Origin of the sequence: Alloscardovia sp. HMSC034E08, assembly GCF_001813415.1 — a bacterium.
Lineage (GTDB): Bacteria > Actinomycetota > Actinomycetes > Actinomycetales > Bifidobacteriaceae > Alloscardovia > Alloscardovia omnicolens.
This window is the reverse complement of record NZ_KV812468.1, coordinates 201,041-215,759: the sequence shown is the minus strand read 5'-3', so window position 1 is coordinate 215,759 and position 14,719 is coordinate 201,041. Positions and strand designations below refer to the sequence as shown.

At 48.8% G+C, this 14,719-nt stretch carries 11 protein-coding genes and 1 pseudogene; 7 read left to right on the top strand and 5 right to left on the bottom strand.

Annotation, left to right across the window (positions count from 1 at the left end):
• Positions 1 to 9: 9 nt before the first annotated feature.
• Positions 10 to 456, bottom strand: coding sequence for a hypothetical protein (locus HMPREF2909_RS02385; protein WP_071415090.1), 447 nt, complete (start codon positions 454 to 456; stop codon positions 10 to 12).
• A gap of 512 nt (positions 457 to 968) precedes the next feature.
• Between HMPREF2909_RS02385 and HMPREF2909_RS02380 the strand changes: the two genes are divergently transcribed.
• From HMPREF2909_RS02380 to HMPREF2909_RS02355, 6 genes are all read left to right on the top strand, one after another.
• Positions 969 to 3,047: a choice-of-anchor M domain-containing protein gene (locus HMPREF2909_RS02380; RefSeq protein ID WP_168165259.1), complete on the top strand. Its 2,079-nt coding sequence runs from the start codon at positions 969 to 971 to the stop codon at positions 3,045 to 3,047.
• Positions 3,048 to 3,210: 163 nt separating this feature from the next.
• Positions 3,211 to 4,161 (top strand): choice-of-anchor M domain-containing protein, encoded by a 951-nt coding sequence (locus HMPREF2909_RS02375; protein WP_071415088.1) that lies wholly within the window; start codon positions 3,211 to 3,213, stop codon positions 4,159 to 4,161.
• On the top strand, positions 4,161 to 6,089 hold the full coding sequence (locus HMPREF2909_RS02370; protein WP_084797215.1) for a choice-of-anchor M domain-containing protein: 1,929 nt from the start codon (positions 4,161 to 4,163) through the stop codon (positions 6,087 to 6,089). The genes HMPREF2909_RS02375 and HMPREF2909_RS02370 overlap by 1 nt, the downstream gene beginning before the upstream one ends.
• Entirely contained in the window at positions 6,076 to 7,731 is a 1,656-nt protein-coding gene (locus HMPREF2909_RS02365) for an anchored repeat ABC transporter, substrate-binding protein (protein WP_071415086.1), read from the top strand. Before HMPREF2909_RS02370 ends, HMPREF2909_RS02365 begins: the two co-directional genes overlap by 14 nt.
• A gap of 127 nt (positions 7,732 to 7,858) precedes the next feature.
• Entirely contained in the window at positions 7,859 to 8,662 is an 804-nt protein-coding gene (locus HMPREF2909_RS02360) for an anchored repeat-type ABC transporter ATP-binding subunit (RefSeq protein WP_084797339.1), read from the top strand.
• Complete coding sequence (locus HMPREF2909_RS02355) at positions 8,655 to 9,521, top strand: anchored repeat-type ABC transporter permease subunit (protein WP_071415085.1); 867 nt, start codon at positions 8,655 to 8,657, stop codon at positions 9,519 to 9,521. The genes HMPREF2909_RS02360 and HMPREF2909_RS02355 overlap by 8 nt, the downstream gene beginning before the upstream one ends.
• A gap of 290 nt (positions 9,522 to 9,811) precedes the next feature.
• Here HMPREF2909_RS02355 and HMPREF2909_RS09810 read toward each other — a convergent pair.
• Positions 9,812 to 10,165, bottom strand: a pseudogene (locus HMPREF2909_RS09810) (transposase); the annotation flags it as partial.
• Between HMPREF2909_RS09810 and HMPREF2909_RS02345 the strand changes: the two are divergent.
• Positions 10,127 to 10,816, top strand: coding sequence for a glycosyl hydrolase 53 family protein (locus tag HMPREF2909_RS02345; protein ID WP_084797213.1), 690 nt, complete (start codon positions 10,127 to 10,129; stop codon positions 10,814 to 10,816). The pseudogene HMPREF2909_RS09810 and the gene HMPREF2909_RS02345 overlap by 39 nt on opposite strands.
• Positions 10,817 to 10,942: 126 nt before the next feature.
• Here the strand turns inward: HMPREF2909_RS02345 and ilvN are convergent, their stop codons facing one another.
• The 3 genes from ilvN to rnc form a co-directional block, all read right to left on the bottom strand.
• Positions 10,943 to 11,497, bottom strand: coding sequence for an acetolactate synthase small subunit (gene ilvN / locus HMPREF2909_RS02340; RefSeq protein WP_071415082.1), 555 nt, complete (start codon positions 11,495 to 11,497; stop codon positions 10,943 to 10,945).
• Positions 11,497 to 13,464, bottom strand: coding sequence for an acetolactate synthase large subunit (locus tag HMPREF2909_RS02335; protein ID WP_071415081.1), 1,968 nt, complete (start codon positions 13,462 to 13,464; stop codon positions 11,497 to 11,499). The genes ilvN and HMPREF2909_RS02335 overlap by 1 nt, the downstream gene beginning before the upstream one ends.
• A gap of 125 nt (positions 13,465 to 13,589) precedes the next feature.
• Positions 13,590 to 14,366: a ribonuclease III gene (gene rnc, locus HMPREF2909_RS02330; protein WP_071415080.1), complete on the bottom strand. Its 777-nt coding sequence runs from the start codon at positions 14,364 to 14,366 to the stop codon at positions 13,590 to 13,592.
• Positions 14,367 to 14,719: the final 353 nt, after the last annotated feature.

Sequence of the window (14,719 nt, the reverse complement as noted above, 5' to 3'; positions counted from 1 at the left end):
GCGTTCTGGTTAATAACGAGTTCCGTAGAAGAAATATTTCTCAGCAACTGAATCGTAAAAAATAACCAGAAGGCTCTCATCCTTAATCGTTATTTTCTGATAAAGGATATGAGAACTTTCGGGCTGTGCATCAGAGATGTGAAAGGCTGTATTAACGTCTTTAACCAACTGAGAGACACGTGTATCTGAGGTATTTTTCAGCGGAGTAAAATTCGCAGTATTTACCAAGCCTGTGGAGCTACCTTTGTGTGCATTCAAGGTGCCATATGATAAACGACCGTCCCAATCTGGTTGTGTGCGAAAAGAATTAATCTTGACGGTCGAAGGTATTTTTACTCCAAAAGTATCGGTGACGTAGTGCAGCGGTGAATTCGACCGCACGATTGCTAGCGTAATAATGCCTGCCAAAGCAATGAGGATTCCAACGAGTGCTAGGGCGAGCCACGATTTTTTCATTGCTGAACCTTAAATTAAAAGCTGAATGGAGTGATTTTTCGAGAGGAAGCAGGAAAGCGCTGTATTCAATTATTTTCTATTAATATTTTAATCAATTGCGTGCGGAGGACTTGTGGACAGCGTGCACGGCGAGGTGTTAGCATTGGTCTGGCTGAGGCTTGATTGTGTGGAGGCGGAGGAGGCACGGTTTTCAGCAAGCTATATGGGCAGACTTGAGCTTATAAACATGCTGTGTATGTCAATCTGTTTTGTAGCGTATGACGTGTTGAATGTGTCTTGTCTCATAACCCGTCTCACAAGCCTCCTCACAACCGCGCCCGTTAAACCGCCCGACCCGCGCCAACTTGCCCGATATACCTAGTGCACGATACACTAAAACCATTGGGCACGGTGCCCAAAATGTTGCGATTATTAACTTACATGGTAGAAAGACCATAATGGCAACCCTCGCAAAGAATCTCAGGCGTTGCAGTTTAAGCGCGCTCGCCGTGATAATTTCATTTTCTGTCTTGATGGGTTATTCCTCACATACTGCTCATGCAAGCTCTATGGAATACAAAGATCAAGACCTCTCCATTGAACGTGGACATGTTGATGTTTTCTATCCGTTTATTCAAGGTGGAAAACTACTGCAGGGATTAGAATATGGCAATACGCTGTACAATCCCAACCGCTCAACGATTACAGTTCCAGTAACGGCATATAGCGAAAAAGATTTAGGTCATCCTGAACTAAAATACGATACAAGTTATGGCTACTGGTTCTTGGATCAATCTCAAAGCGATATGAATGTTGCTCCTTATCCTGGTTGGGATACAGGAGAAGGTCGCGACGCTGTAGGCGCTCGCACCAGTCATGACGCAACAGCTGACATTGTTGTCACCCGCGTAAGCGCTCCTGAAGATGGAAAAGTTTTAATTTTCGATTCAGGTGAGATGGGTGGAGCTGTTGAATCTTTTGAAAAAGATGACAAAGATGATACGGAAGAAGAGGGCAGTCGCTTTGCTATGCCAGGAATCTTGCATCAAGATTCGCTATCGCATCAGCATGCCAACTGGATGTTTACAGCTGCCGGCACCTATCATTTAGATGTTAAAACGATTATTACATCTAAAACAACGGGTAAATCGGTAAGTACTGGGGTAGTGCGTTACACCTTCATCGTCAAAGATAATACGGGCAAAGTGTATTCGGACGAAGAAAATATCGTTACTGAACTGGGCAAGGTTCCATCTTCTCAGCCAGATAATCCGTCCGAGCCAACACAGCCAAGTACACCAAGCAACCCAACCGAGTCGACCCAGCCTACCGATAATCCTTCAAATCCAAGCTCTGAGTTTAAAATCCTCGGTAATCGCGATAAAGGCACTCACGCTCATTTTCACTCGTATGAATACAGCGGTTTGAGCCTGTACATTCCGCAAGACAGTATTCCTAAGGGAACACAGAACTTGGAATGGCGTTATGTGCGTGCAGATGAAAAGCCTGACGAAGGAACGACCCTATACGCGCGCAGTTTGGAGCTTCCTGCTGAGCCAGCGATGAACAATATGATGGTATATGTGCGCGCTTTAGACAGTCACGTGAATGAATTAGCATCGGCTAAAGCTCATATTGCTGTTGACGATCATGGTATAGATATGCGTCCTGTTGTGCGTGCGATTGCTGATGAGCGCGTGTATAAGCCGGGCGAAACCGTTCATTTTACCTCGAAAATTTATAACCCTCGCGTGCCGACTGATGCTAAAGGATTGGGCTTGAGCAATCCTGTTGGTACGGTAACGTCAATTGTTCAAAAGCGCGTGTGGCTTATTAAGAAGAAGGGCGAAAAGACCTTCACAAAGATTGATATTCCTCACGATACCGACGCTGGGGATGGAACACTTACTCGTCAGACTGACACGAATTACGATCTTGTTGTTGATGAGTCTATGGACGGCGCAACGGTGAGAGCTTCACTTGAGTTTGAGGATGGCACGCTATATCGCAACGAGAAATTTGATGATTTTGGCGATGTTATTTTGAGCGTAAAGTCTCAGACTTCTTCTCGACCTGAGACTAAGCCAGAGGCTAAGCCAGACAAAAAATCTGACTCCGCAGTTACGGTTCCACCAGCACCAGTTCCTACAGTCGTTCCTGGAGATGCTCCAAAGAACTCTGGCGTGTACGACACATCACACAGCGGTGCGGGTTTGTCGTCCAAAACCAATGCATTTACTGGCAATTCTGCCGCGGTAACACCTGCAACATTGAGCCCTCAGGTCTCAAACTTTGCTGCTCCAGCAAGCATTGGTGCAGGTGCTGGCTCCATTTTGTCAACAGGTGCGAGCGTTACTGCTCCATCAGCTCAAGACGAGGGTAATAAAGCGGAAGAAGCTGCCGGTCAGTCCACGCTGCTAGACGCGCAGGAGACATCCTACAAACCTCTTAAGGATAAGAAGAAGCAGAAAAATCATACTGTGGCATCACAGAAGACGAATACTGCACCAACTCCGTGGGTTCTTATGGTGTCTGCAGGCGTATTAACTGTTGCTTTGTGCGCAATGGCAGTGGTTGCCACCATTCTCGTGGTCAAGCGTCGCATAGGGTAGTAAGGCATTATCTTTCACATTTTTCCAAGAATATAGCTCCTTGCGCGTGCAAGGAGCTTGGGGCTGTGTAAGCCCTCATATGCGAACAAATTTCAATTTTCTTAGTGTGAGCAAGGTATGCCTTCTTTTGCTATGCCTTGTTTGCGGTAGTGAAGGACTTATTATGACTACTCGTAAGCGCATTGTGCTCTATGTCGCTGTGCTGTGTGCTGTCATCACATGCTTGTGTACAGGTATAAATATCAATATTGCTCATGCCGATACGCAGAAAATACTTCTGCAAAAAGGTCATGCTGATTTTGGCCCAACGTTAAGCGAAGGCTCATGGAAGCTCAAAATCCGTGACGATACCGGCGATACTCCTGTATGGCGAAATCCTGATGATGTGGTGGTTGAAGTATCAGATAAAGCTATTATCGCCATGCCGAGCGATGCCGCATACAGCTTTATTGGCGCTCAAACAGGCGAAAAACTGTACGTTATTCCTCAAACTCAAAATCCTGAAGTCATGTGGCTGGGATGGAATACTCAAGAAAGTCAGGTAGTCAACGAACTGGCTGGTGGCGCTAACCTGAGCTTAGATAAGGTAGAAGGGCCAGGAAAGGTTCACGTTTACCTCGAAAATGGTAATCTTCAAGCTCCTCAGCAGCTGTGGAGCTCTGATGCTGCTATGCCTCAGAAAACGTGGATCGAAGCCAATATGCATACTCATGCGAACTGGGTTTTCTCTCAAAAAGGCATTTATCATCTTACTTTTACCATCTCTGGTCAGCTCAAAAACGGTCAGAGCGTTTCTCACACAGCAACGCTGAACTTTGCTGTTGGTTCGGGCGTAAAAGCTCAAGATGCTTTGCCTCAGAGTAACGCTGTGCAAGACGTGGAGCAGTCGGATGCTCAGGAAAGCGCTCAAACTGCTAATAACAGTGCTGCTGAGGTAACTACTCCTGAGAATAATTCTGAACGACTGTTAACAGTTATTGTTGCGTGTGCGGCTGTGATTGCTGTTGTGGCTCTTATCCTCATGATTATTGTGATGCGTTTTTCTGCGTCTGCAAAGAAAAAAGCGCTTGATGATTTCTCCAGTAAGAGTGAGGTAGAGGGAGAAAAGAACTGATGAGGCGAACAACAGTACGAGCATATGCGGGAGTGTGTGCCTGCTTATGTGCAGTGATGATGAGCATGACAGGTTTTGCGCATCCTCAGACAGCTGTTGCCAGTGAGAATGCGCAGGCTAATCTTGCGTTGTGCGATAACGCTCGCCGAGCAAATACGGACTCTGCAACATCAGCACAAGAATCTGCGCAGATTCCTGCTTCTGTCAAATGCCGTGTGGGAGCTGTTCATGCAGATGCTTTCGCAGCTTATGTTGATGCTTCGGGCAAGATGGTTTTAGCCTCGCGTGCTGATGAGATTGATTCGCGCGCAGAGAACGGTGTGCGTTATGATCCGAGCCGTCTGATTTTTGTGGTGGACGATACTGCGAAAACAACTGTTGCCACTACTTTAGATTCGCAATATGATTTTTTGCGCAAAGCTACGGTGAATAATGAGTTTTGGCAGATTCCGTTTTCTCGTCAGCCAGGAATGTTGTGGGCAGGATTCAGCAGTGAAGCACTAACTGGTCAGGCTCAGGGATCTTTGTTGCTGAATATGGAATCCATGTCTGGTCCACAAGATGGTGCTGTGTATATGTGGACATGGGATGGAAGAAATGTTGTTCATCCTAAGATGGCATCTCCTAATGTTGCTGTTGCAGGCGCTCCAGCAGACCAAGGGCAGTGGTCTACTCAGCATCAGTTGGAGATTGGTCAGCATGAACATGTGCAGTGGGCGTTTACTCGTCCAGGAACATATGTGTTGACGATGAAAGCAACTGCGCAGATTAACGGACAGGTGCAAACTGCTGTTCAGGCGTACACTTTTCAGGTAGGTTCAGCTTCGTCGGCAGGGCAGGGCGAACACGGTGGGCAGGGCGAGCAGCCTTCTACTCCTTCTACTCCTTCTACGCCTTCGACGCCGGAGCAGCCAAGCACACCAAGCGCTCCAACTAACCCAGCTCCATCACAAAATTCTTCTGCCCAACAGAACTCTCCTACCCAACAGAACGCATGCCTCACGCTGGCAGATCTGAGAAATAGGGGACGCCAAGCCATGGTCATAGAGCATGGTCATGTGGATATTGCCGCATACACGCCTGTGGGTGGCGGTTTAGCTATGGCAGCTCAGGAAGATTCTACGGGTTCGCATGTGTTGCGCGATACATCTGGAGTAGTTTTCTGGGTGCACGGTTCGCAAGCGCGTAACGGTTCGGGATATTCTATTCCGCAGTCTGCGGTTGCGGGAGTTCCATGGTTGGGATGGAATAATCAGTCGATGAAACCGCATTTGCCAGTATCTATGACCTTATTGCGTGTGCAAGGTCCTGGTTCAGTGCGCGTATGGCTTCAAGGAAACTTGGGACAAGCAAATACCACCGTGGTTTCTACATCCGGCCCATACAGCTACACGATGATGCGCAATACGCATACTCATGCGAATTGGGATTTTAGTGCTCCTGGCTATTACACAGTAACTTTGGCTTATGCAGCATTGTCTGGCACAGTAACGCGCAATATTCATTTTGCTGTGGGAGATGTTGACCCGTGGAAGATGCCGATTGCCTGCACAGCTCAAGCTCAGTCTTCTGCTGGGCGAGGGGTGGCTCAGGCTGCAGCTACTAGCTCTGCCCGCGGTTCTCGTGGAGGTCTGCCAGCTTTGAATTCAAACCTTGATGGTGATGCAATCGCCAACAATTCCGCCAATTTAGATGAGGAGAAGAAAGACGCTGAAAATGCTGACGGCAAGAACGCTTCGGATGAAAACTCTGCTTCAGCTCAGGCAATCCGCGCAGTCAAAGGAAAACAGAAAATGCCTTTACTCGCCGGAGTCTCTGAAAGCTCGCTGCCTCTTCCTGAGTGGATGATTATTACCTGTGCAGGCGTTATTTTAAGCGTGCTGTGCACATGTGCTGTTCTGCTCGTAAAAAGGAATGCTCATGCGTAAAGTTCTTCGCGCTCGCATTATGGTAGGTATGGCAGTCATTGTAGCTCTTGCAATGAGCGTCGGTTTGTGCGCGGGATGCTCGCGCACAGCCGCTGTCTCGTCATCTGTTGCATGTTCAGCCCGTCGTAGCGACAAGATCTGCGTAGTAACGACAACGGGAGTTCTGCGCGACATGGTTGCTCATGTTGCTGGAGATGCTGCAACCGTGGCATCAATCATTCCCGATAATGCTGACCCTCACTCCTACGAGCCAAGCCTTGCGTCAATCCGCAATATTGTGTATGCCGATATTGCTTTTAGTAACTATATGTTACTTGAAGAGCACAGCATTATTACTGCTTTGGATTCCAACGTTCGCAAAGGCGTGCCGAACGTTCAGTTAGCTGAGGAAAGCGTTAAAAACGCGGCGGATATTATTCCGATGATTGAAGACGTTTCGCTTGATACGCTTTGGTTGGGATTAGCCACGGAACGTGTGGAACGTTCTGTAACAGAAGGAACGCAAACGCAGGGCAGTGGAAATGCTGTGCATGCAGATATTTCGCGTTCTGACCAGATCCGTTTAACTGCTACGAAAGTGCAAGGTCCAGGAGATTTATTTGCCTATTTGACTGGAACTTTTGGCAATGTAGACGTTTATTTTAACTCTGCTGACGGTATTGATGCGCATGATTATGTTGATTTGCCAGCTGACGCTCATACGCATTTAAGTTGGGCGTTCTCCAAGCCGGGCGTATACAGTCTCGATATTCGCGCTGACCATTACAACGCACAAGGCGAAAAACTGCAGTCTTTAGGAAGCACGCGCATCACTTTTGCCGTTGGCGTGAACGCTCTGCAGGTCGCGAAAAAACGTGGCGCATCAGTCGTGCTGAATCAAGGACATGCTGACCTTGCTTATAATATCGTGTCCCAAGATTTCTCTGTGCGAGCAGATGACGCGCAATCCTCGCGTAGCACTACAAGACAGCGTACCTATTACACACCAAAAGAGGTTATCGTAGAAGTTCCGTCCCAAGCTATCAAAGAAATACCTGCAGGCGGCGGATACTCTTTCTTAGGGCCGAAAAAATCAAAAATCTATCAGCTCCCGCAAGCCGTACTCGGAAAGCACGTGCATGGCGATATTGACCCGCATTTGTGGCAGTCGGTGAGCAACGGTATTGCATACGTAAAAACTATTGCCGATCGTCTCACTCAAGTAGATCCAAAAAACGAGGCAACATACCGTCGCAACGCGGCGCAATATATTGAGGAGCTGATGGATGTGGACGATTACGTGCGTTCAACAATCGCTTCCATACCTGGGGAACGACGAAATCTCGTAACTACGCACGATGCTTTCGCGTATTTCGGCAAAGCGTATAACGTGAAAATTGCCGGCTTCGTAACTATTAACCCATCGAGTGAGCCGTCGATTCAAGATAGAAAACGTTTAGCGCAAACTTTGAGAGACCTTAAAATACCGGCTGTATTTTTGGAACCAAACCTTATGTCGCGTTCCTCTGTGCTGCAACAGATTGCGCACGATAACAATATACAGATTTGCCCGATTTATGGTGATGCTTTTGACGCGCACGTGCATTCGTATGCACAGATGATGCGTGAGAATGCGCGGTCGCTTAAGAAGTGTTTGGGGTGAGTGGCGGTGTTTTTGGTGATTGATGGTAGCGTGCAAGTGTGGAAAACGGCAGCTTAGCTCAGAAAGCTGAAAGCTTAGGCGTTGAAAGCGTGAGGAGGGTTTTATGAAAAAAGTTGAGAAGGAGCAGATGCTGGAGGAATGTGCTGTGCAGAACTCGCAAGAGCGGCCTGTGCATGTGCCCGGCGTAGAAGTCAAAAATCTGCACGTATCTTTCGGACAAAATCACGTGGTTAATAACATATCTTTCCGCGTGATGCCCGGCGATTTCGTGGGTCTGCTCGGCCCGAACGGAGCGGGAAAAACGACGCTTTTCCGCACAATTATGGGGCTGCAGAAGTCATGCGCTGGCGAGGTTCTGTTCCATACCGAGCACGACAAGCACTATCGCACGCGCTATGTGGGGTATGTGCCGCAACGCCATGATGTTGCGTGGGATTTTCCGATTTCCGTGCTCGACGTGGTGCTGATGGGTCGTATCCGCCACATCGGTTATGGCAGGCGCGCTCGCATAGAGGACTATCGTGCCGCGCTCACCGCGCTGGAGCGCACGGGAATGCTTGGTTTTAAAGACCGCGTGATTGGTGAACTTTCGGGCGGTCAGCGTCAGCGCGTGCTCGTAGCGCGAGCTTTGGCAGGTCAGCCGCATATTTTACTGCTCGATGAGCCGTTCACAGGCTTAGATATGCCGAGCCAAGAGTTGCTGACTGACCTCTTCCACAAGCTAACCGACGAAGGCGAGTCGATTATTATGAGCTCGCACGACATCGTGGGGTCGATTCAGTCCTGCTCACGCATTTTGCTGTTTAACGGCTCGATAGTGGGAGACGATGTTCCGAGCGCTTTGACCGCAGCTCAATGGGCGCAAACCTTTAACATTCGCGAAGATTCCTCTCTTATCCGCTTGATTACGAAAGATATGAACCATGCTTAGTCCTCTTGATTTTCTTTTAGACTTAACCAATCCAGACCTGTGGTTTCTTCTTAAAGCGCTTATTGTTGCTTGCATGTCGAGCGTGATTTGCGGCGTAGTAGGATGCTACGTTGTGCTGCGCGGCATGGCTTTTATTGGAGATGCCGTGGCGCATTCCGTTTTCCCTGGTCTTGCTATCGCCTTTATTTTGCAAGGAAACCTTCTGATTGGTGGCGCGCTCGCAGGCATTATTACTGCGATTATTGTGGCGCTTTTTAGCCAAAACAGACGGTTGCGCGAAGACTCCTTTATTGGCATTTTCTTCGTTTCAGCTTTTGCCTTGGGTATCGTTATTATTTCTAAAGCCCAAGGATACGCTGGATCGCTGGAATCATTCTTATTTGGGTCGATTACTGGCATACCTAATTCGGATATAGCAGTGATTTCTGTGACTGGTGTGCTTATTTTGAGTCTGCTCTTCGTGTTTCACAAAGAGCTTGTGTGTGTGTCGATGGATAGAGAAACGGCGGCCGCAACCGGATTGCCTGTGCTATGGCTGGACGTAATGCTGTATGTGACGGTTGCTGTGGCTGTGGTGGTGTCGGTGCAGATTATTGGAAATGTGCTTGTGTTGGCGCTGTTGGTGGGGCCGGCGGCGACCGCGCGATTGTTGACCGACAAATTGACTGTGATGATGCTCTTGTCGCCGATTCTGGGATGTGTTGCCTCGGTGCTGGGAATGTACTTCTCGTGGAGTCTGGATTTGGCAACCGGTGGAACAATCGTGCTGGTGATTACAGGATTGTTCGTGATAGCTTGGATGTTTTCGCCGAAGCATGGGGCAGTGAAGAACCTTGTGCAGCGTGTGAGGCAAGGGTAGCGGGCGGTTGTTTGTTTGTGAGGGCGTTGTTTTGCTTGACTTTTCGAGCATACAACGCCCTTTTGCGTTGTATGGCGGCTTCTTGGGACTTAGAACAACATTTGGAAGGGTGTCAGGAATTTTGTGTAAATGGTTGGTTGCACTACGCTGATTTTATTGTTTGTTTTAGTGCTGGTTGGTTGACTATGCTTGCTGTGAGGATTCTGCCTGGTGTGAGACAGGATGCGTTCGACGTGTCTGAGCTTGTCAGATTTTTTGTGGAAGTGGTCTTTGTTTTTGTCGCGTTCTAAGCGCTCGCGTCTGTGTTTGTCCTCGATATTACAAATGGCTAACCATAACAGTTTGACCGCTGCAATATCATTGGGAAAACTCGACCGATTCTTAATAATTTTGCGTAACTGGTAATTCAACGATTCAATCGCATTGGTCGTATAAATAACCTTACGGGTAGCTGAACCGAACTGCAAAAACGGTATGAATCTACCCCATGCGTTATCCCATACACGATAGGCCATCGTGTATTGCTGGCCCAGTTCACTTGCATGGAAATCTTCTAACGCATCGCGAGCGGTTTGCTCATCGAGGGCTGTATACACCTGGCGTAGATATGCTGCCACGCGGCGACGGTCTTTATTTCTGTACAGGGTCAGACCGACGAGATTCGCGATGTTGCCAATACGGTGAACAGCTTGGATAAGAAGGCTGGCTTGGGATTGTTCTGGTGGGAGCCAGCGTGGTTGCCAGAAACGAAGCCGCAACCTGCAGAGCCATGGGCTCATCCTGTAGATAAGAGCGCGCTGACTGCCGCTCTTGAAAAAGCAAAGGCGGTAGATCCAAGTGCTTATGAGGAGGCAGGATTGGATACTCTGGCTATTGTTCGCGCTCATGCGCAGCGAGTGCTGGATTATAAGGATGCTGCCGGCCGAGATGTTAATCAATCATCTGTGGATGTGGCAACACGTCAGCCGATGAACGCTGTGAATGCGTTGGTCGCTCTGCCTGGTGAAGAAAAGCCTGAGCCGCCTGAGAAACCAGTCAATCCGGGAACATCAAACAACGGTAACAGTCAGAACGGTGATACCCAGACTAACACCAGCCAGAACAACAACCAGAAGAACAATAGTAACCAGTGCACCAAGGCCCCAGCTCAAGGTGCAGCGACTCATGTAGCAGGTAAGTCCGCTAAGGGTATAAAGCTTGCTGCAACGGGTTCGTCTGTTGTTCCAACCTTGGTTTGCGGTTGCTCTTGTTCTTGCGTCTGCAGCAGCGCTATCTATCCGAAAGCTAACGCTTAAGTAAGCACACGCTCACGATCAAGTAAAACACAAAACCGTGGCCGAGAACTTCTCAGCCACGGTTTTGTATGCAATCAAAAAAGGGACAGTACAAACGAGTACTGTCCCTTTGCTAAATAATCAGCCTTAGCGCTCGTTAATCTCCGAACCTGCTACTTTATCGCTCAAAGCGTGCGGTCCGCGGTTGACGGCTACCGATCCTGAGCGCACGAGTTCGAGGACGCCGTAAGGGTAGAGTAAGCCGAGCAGAGCGTCGATTTTACCGGCAGCTCCGGTAGCCTCAATGGTGAGGCTTTGAGGGTGAACATCCACCACGCGCACGCGGAAGAGGTTCACAATCTCTAAGATGTCTGAACGGTTCTGTTCGGTGGCTGCCACTTTAATCAGCACGAGTTCGCGCTCAACTGTGTTGTCTGGGTCGAGTTCCACAATCTTGAGAACATGCAGCAGCTTATTGAGTTGCTTAATAATTTGCTCAAGAGGAGCTGGCTCCACCATGGCGGTGACGGTAATACGTGAAATATCTTCGCGTTCGGTAGGAGACACCGATAGCGAGTCGATGTTAAACGAACGGCGTGCGAACAGCGAAGACACGCGAGCGAGCACACCCGGACGGTTTTCCACCAAAACAGACAAGGTGTGGCGGGTAGCTCCTGGCTGTAAAGAAAGATTATTAACCATTACAGATTGGACCTTTCTGCGCGGGCATTCTGCATTGCTTCTTCAGTTTCTGCTTGAATGCGTGCGGTCTGTGCGGCAGCAGCTTCGCGCTGCATTGCCACGTTCTTCAAAGGCTGTTCGCCTTCGCGATAGTTCACGTTGTCGTTGGAGTTTCCAGCTGGAACCATTGGCCACACCATAGCATCTTTCCATACACGGAAATCAATCAACACTGTGCGGTCGTTAATGCTGTTCGCAGTTTTAATGGCCTCTTCAGCCTCTTCCTGCGTGGTAGCACGCAATCCCACGCAACCATACGCCTGAGCAAGCTTCACGAAGTCTGGAACGTCAAAGAATTCTTCAGTGCCAGCATTGCCTGCATGTTCGTCGCCATCATGCAGCATAGTGGCGGAATAATGTTCATCGAAGAACAGCGTCTGCCACTGGCGAACCATGCCATACACGGAGTTATTCAAAATAGCAATCTTCACAGGAGTGTGCTCTTGGAAAAGAGTTGCCATTTCTTGCGAGGTCATTTGGAAGGAACCATCGCCATCAATAAGCCACACTGGTTTTTCACCATTAAATTCGCGTTCGGAGGCAACACGAGCACCCAAAGCTGCTGGTAATCCATAACCCATAGTTCCAGCACCTGCAGAAGACAGCCACGAGCGAGGCTGAGTAAAATCAACCAACTGGCTTGCCCACATTTGGTGCTGACCTACGCCAGCCACCCAAATAGTGTTCTTATCGGCCTCGTCAGACAGCTTCTTTACCACCCACTGAGGCGAGAGGCTGCCGTCGCTTGGAATATCTCCTTCGCGCGTGTAATCAGTTGGATAATTCTCACGCAAAGAGTTAAGCAGGTTCCACCAATCGCTCAAGTCAACAGCGCCCTCAACGTTCTGCAGAGCCTGAATTTCCGGAATCAAAGCATCTAAAACCTCAGCAACATCGCCCACAATAGGCACGTCTGGCTCACGGTTTTTACCAATCTCAGCAGGATCAATATCTATATGAATAACACGTGCCCGAGGAGCAAACTCAGAAAGCTTGCCGGTAACGCGGTCGGAGAAGCGCGCACCAATAGCAATCAGCAAATCAGAGTTCTGTACTGCTCCCGTACCTGCAATCGAACCGTGCATACCAATCATACCGAGGTTATGCTCATCTTCATCAGACACAATACCGCGCGCATTCAGAGTTGTAACCACTGGAGCGTTGGTAATGTTCATGAGTTTGTCTACCTGAGCGGACGCGCCCGAACGCATCGCGCCACCGCCCACATACAAAACCGGGCGGAAAGACTGCTGAATCAAGCGTGCTGCTTGAGACAAAACCTTGCCATGCGCTTTCGTTGTTGGCGCATAACCAGGCAAAATCATGCACTGAGGCCAGGAATAATACATGTCTCCTGTTTGCGCAGAACGGGTTAAATCAATCACTACAGGACCAGGACGACCAGTAGTAGCGATATGGAAAGCTTCAGTAATAACGCGCGGAATATCTTGAGCGTTCGTTACCAGATACGAATGCTTAGCGATTGGGTACGTAATGCCCACAGTATCGGTTTCCTGGAACGCATCCGTACCAATCTGATGCGCACCCACCTGACCAGTAATAACAACCAGTGGCACCGAATCCATCTGCGCATTCATAATCGAGGTAATGGTGTTCGTCGCACCCGGACCAGACGTAACAATCGCTACGCCCGCCTTGCCCGTTGCCAGCGCGTACCCCTCAGCCGCATGACCAGCAGCCTGCTCGTGACGCGTAAGCACGAAACGGAACTTGGTGTCGTCGTTAATAACGTGATACACCGGCAAAATAGCGCCGCCAGGAATACCAAAGACGTCAGTGACGCCAATATCTTCCAAAGAACGTACAAGAGCCTGAGCTCCGGTCATTTTCTCGCCCTTGGACACGGCTGATTCAGCGCTGTTTTTCGGTAGCGCGCTAAAAGCTTGTAAAGGTGTTGGCAATGCCATAGAAACCTCTTACGATAGTGTGTTCATTGTGTTCACTGTCCGTAACCGCTTGTGACGGTATGTTGCTTAATACTATCGTAAGAGGCAGGAAATACGCCCCTTTTTGTCCGCTATGTGTACGGCTATTATTTGTTTGTATTTTTTAATGCGTTTAGCGCCTTCCACGCATGCTCGGCAGCAATCATTTGCGCTTTACGTTTCGTTGACGCCTCGCCCTGCCCCAGCGGCTTGCTCGCATCGATACCAAGCGCTCGGCTGCGTTCGTTTTCTTCCAGTTGAGCGTAAGCCGTAAAGACTTGCGCAAAGTTCGGTCCGCCCACTTCCATGCGGTAGGTGAGTTCATTGATTTTTAGCTCGTGAGCGATTTTCATGAGAGAAGTTTTCCAGTCCAACGAAGGGCCTTCATGACTGACTTTTTCGAGAGATGCGTCGATGAGGCGGTGAACCGTTTCGCGCGCGGCATCGATACCGTGCTCAATAAAGACAGCGCCAATTAAGGACTCAACAATATCGCATAAAATTGAGTCTTTATCTGCACCGCCGTCATCGGCTTCACCGTTACCAAGCAAAATCATCGGTCCGACGTTCAGCTCGTTACGTGCGATTGGCGCTAAAATCTGCTCAGATACTGCTTTTGCGCGGATTTTCGCCATCTGACCTTCAGAATAATCAGGATGCTGAGTGAACAGACTTTCCGTTACAACCAGTTCGAGCACAGCGTCGCCCAGAAACTCTAAACGTTCGTAGCTGACCGTTCCCTCATGCTCGTGCGTAAACGAGCGGTGGGTGAGAGCTTCTACTAAATGCTCAGGAGTGAGCGTATGACCTAGTTTTGCGAAAAGATTTTCCGCAAAACTGCTGACGGGAGCGCTGTGATTGTTATGGTTTCTGTTCTTAGTCATGATGCTTATTGTAGGCATATGCGTGAACGGGTGGGGTGGCTGGGTCGCTACGGCGTTCCTTGTTTTACTGAATTGCTTTCCCTAGTCTCTTTGTTTTCTTGTAGCGATTAAGTTCAGATTGATAACTCTTTTCGCGGGTTAATTGCCAAAGAGCGCGTGACGAGATAGTTTACGTGGTTCTGCGGGGCTAGGTTTTTTAACTGCGTTTCGGATTTCAGCAGGTTTCGGCTTAGCTCGTTTTTCTGCTGTTTCTTTCATAGCTGTGTTTAGCAGTGAAAGGTAAAGCTTTTACCAGCTACGATTTATGTGGTTAAACAGTTGTAACGAGTAGCACTATTGATAGCGGTGAAAGA

Bases quoted from the DNA above. Each gene is read 5' to 3' on its own strand.
- HMPREF2909_RS02370 (WP_084797215.1), top strand. From the start codon at position 4,161: ATGAGGCGAACAACAGTACGAGCATATGCGGGAGTGTGTGCCTGCTTA.
- HMPREF2909_RS02335 (WP_071415081.1), bottom strand. From the start codon at position 13,464: ATGGCATTGCCAACACCTTTACAAGCTTTTAGCGCGCTACCGAAAAAC.
- rnc (WP_071415080.1), bottom strand. From the start codon at position 14,366: ATGACTAAGAACAGAAACCATAACAATCACAGCGCTCCCGTCAGCAGT.
- HMPREF2909_RS02375 (WP_071415088.1), top strand. From the start codon at position 3,211: ATGACTACTCGTAAGCGCATTGTGCTCTATGTCGCTGTGCTGTGTGCT.
- HMPREF2909_RS02365 (WP_071415086.1), top strand. From the start codon at position 6,076: ATGCTCATGCGTAAAGTTCTTCGCGCTCGCATTATGGTAGGTATGGCA.
- HMPREF2909_RS02385 (WP_071415090.1), bottom strand. From the start codon at position 456: ATGAAAAAATCGTGGCTCGCCCTAGCACTCGTTGGAATCCTCATTGCT.
- HMPREF2909_RS02355 (WP_071415085.1), top strand. From the start codon at position 8,655: ATGCTTAGTCCTCTTGATTTTCTTTTAGACTTAACCAATCCAGACCTG.
- ilvN (WP_071415082.1), bottom strand. From the start codon at position 11,497: ATGGTTAATAATCTTTCTTTACAGCCAGGAGCTACCCGCCACACCTTG.
- HMPREF2909_RS02360 (WP_084797339.1), top strand. From the start codon at position 7,859: ATGCTGGAGGAATGTGCTGTGCAGAACTCGCAAGAGCGGCCTGTGCAT.
- HMPREF2909_RS02380 (WP_168165259.1), top strand. From the start codon at position 969: ATGGGTTATTCCTCACATACTGCTCATGCAAGCTCTATGGAATACAAA.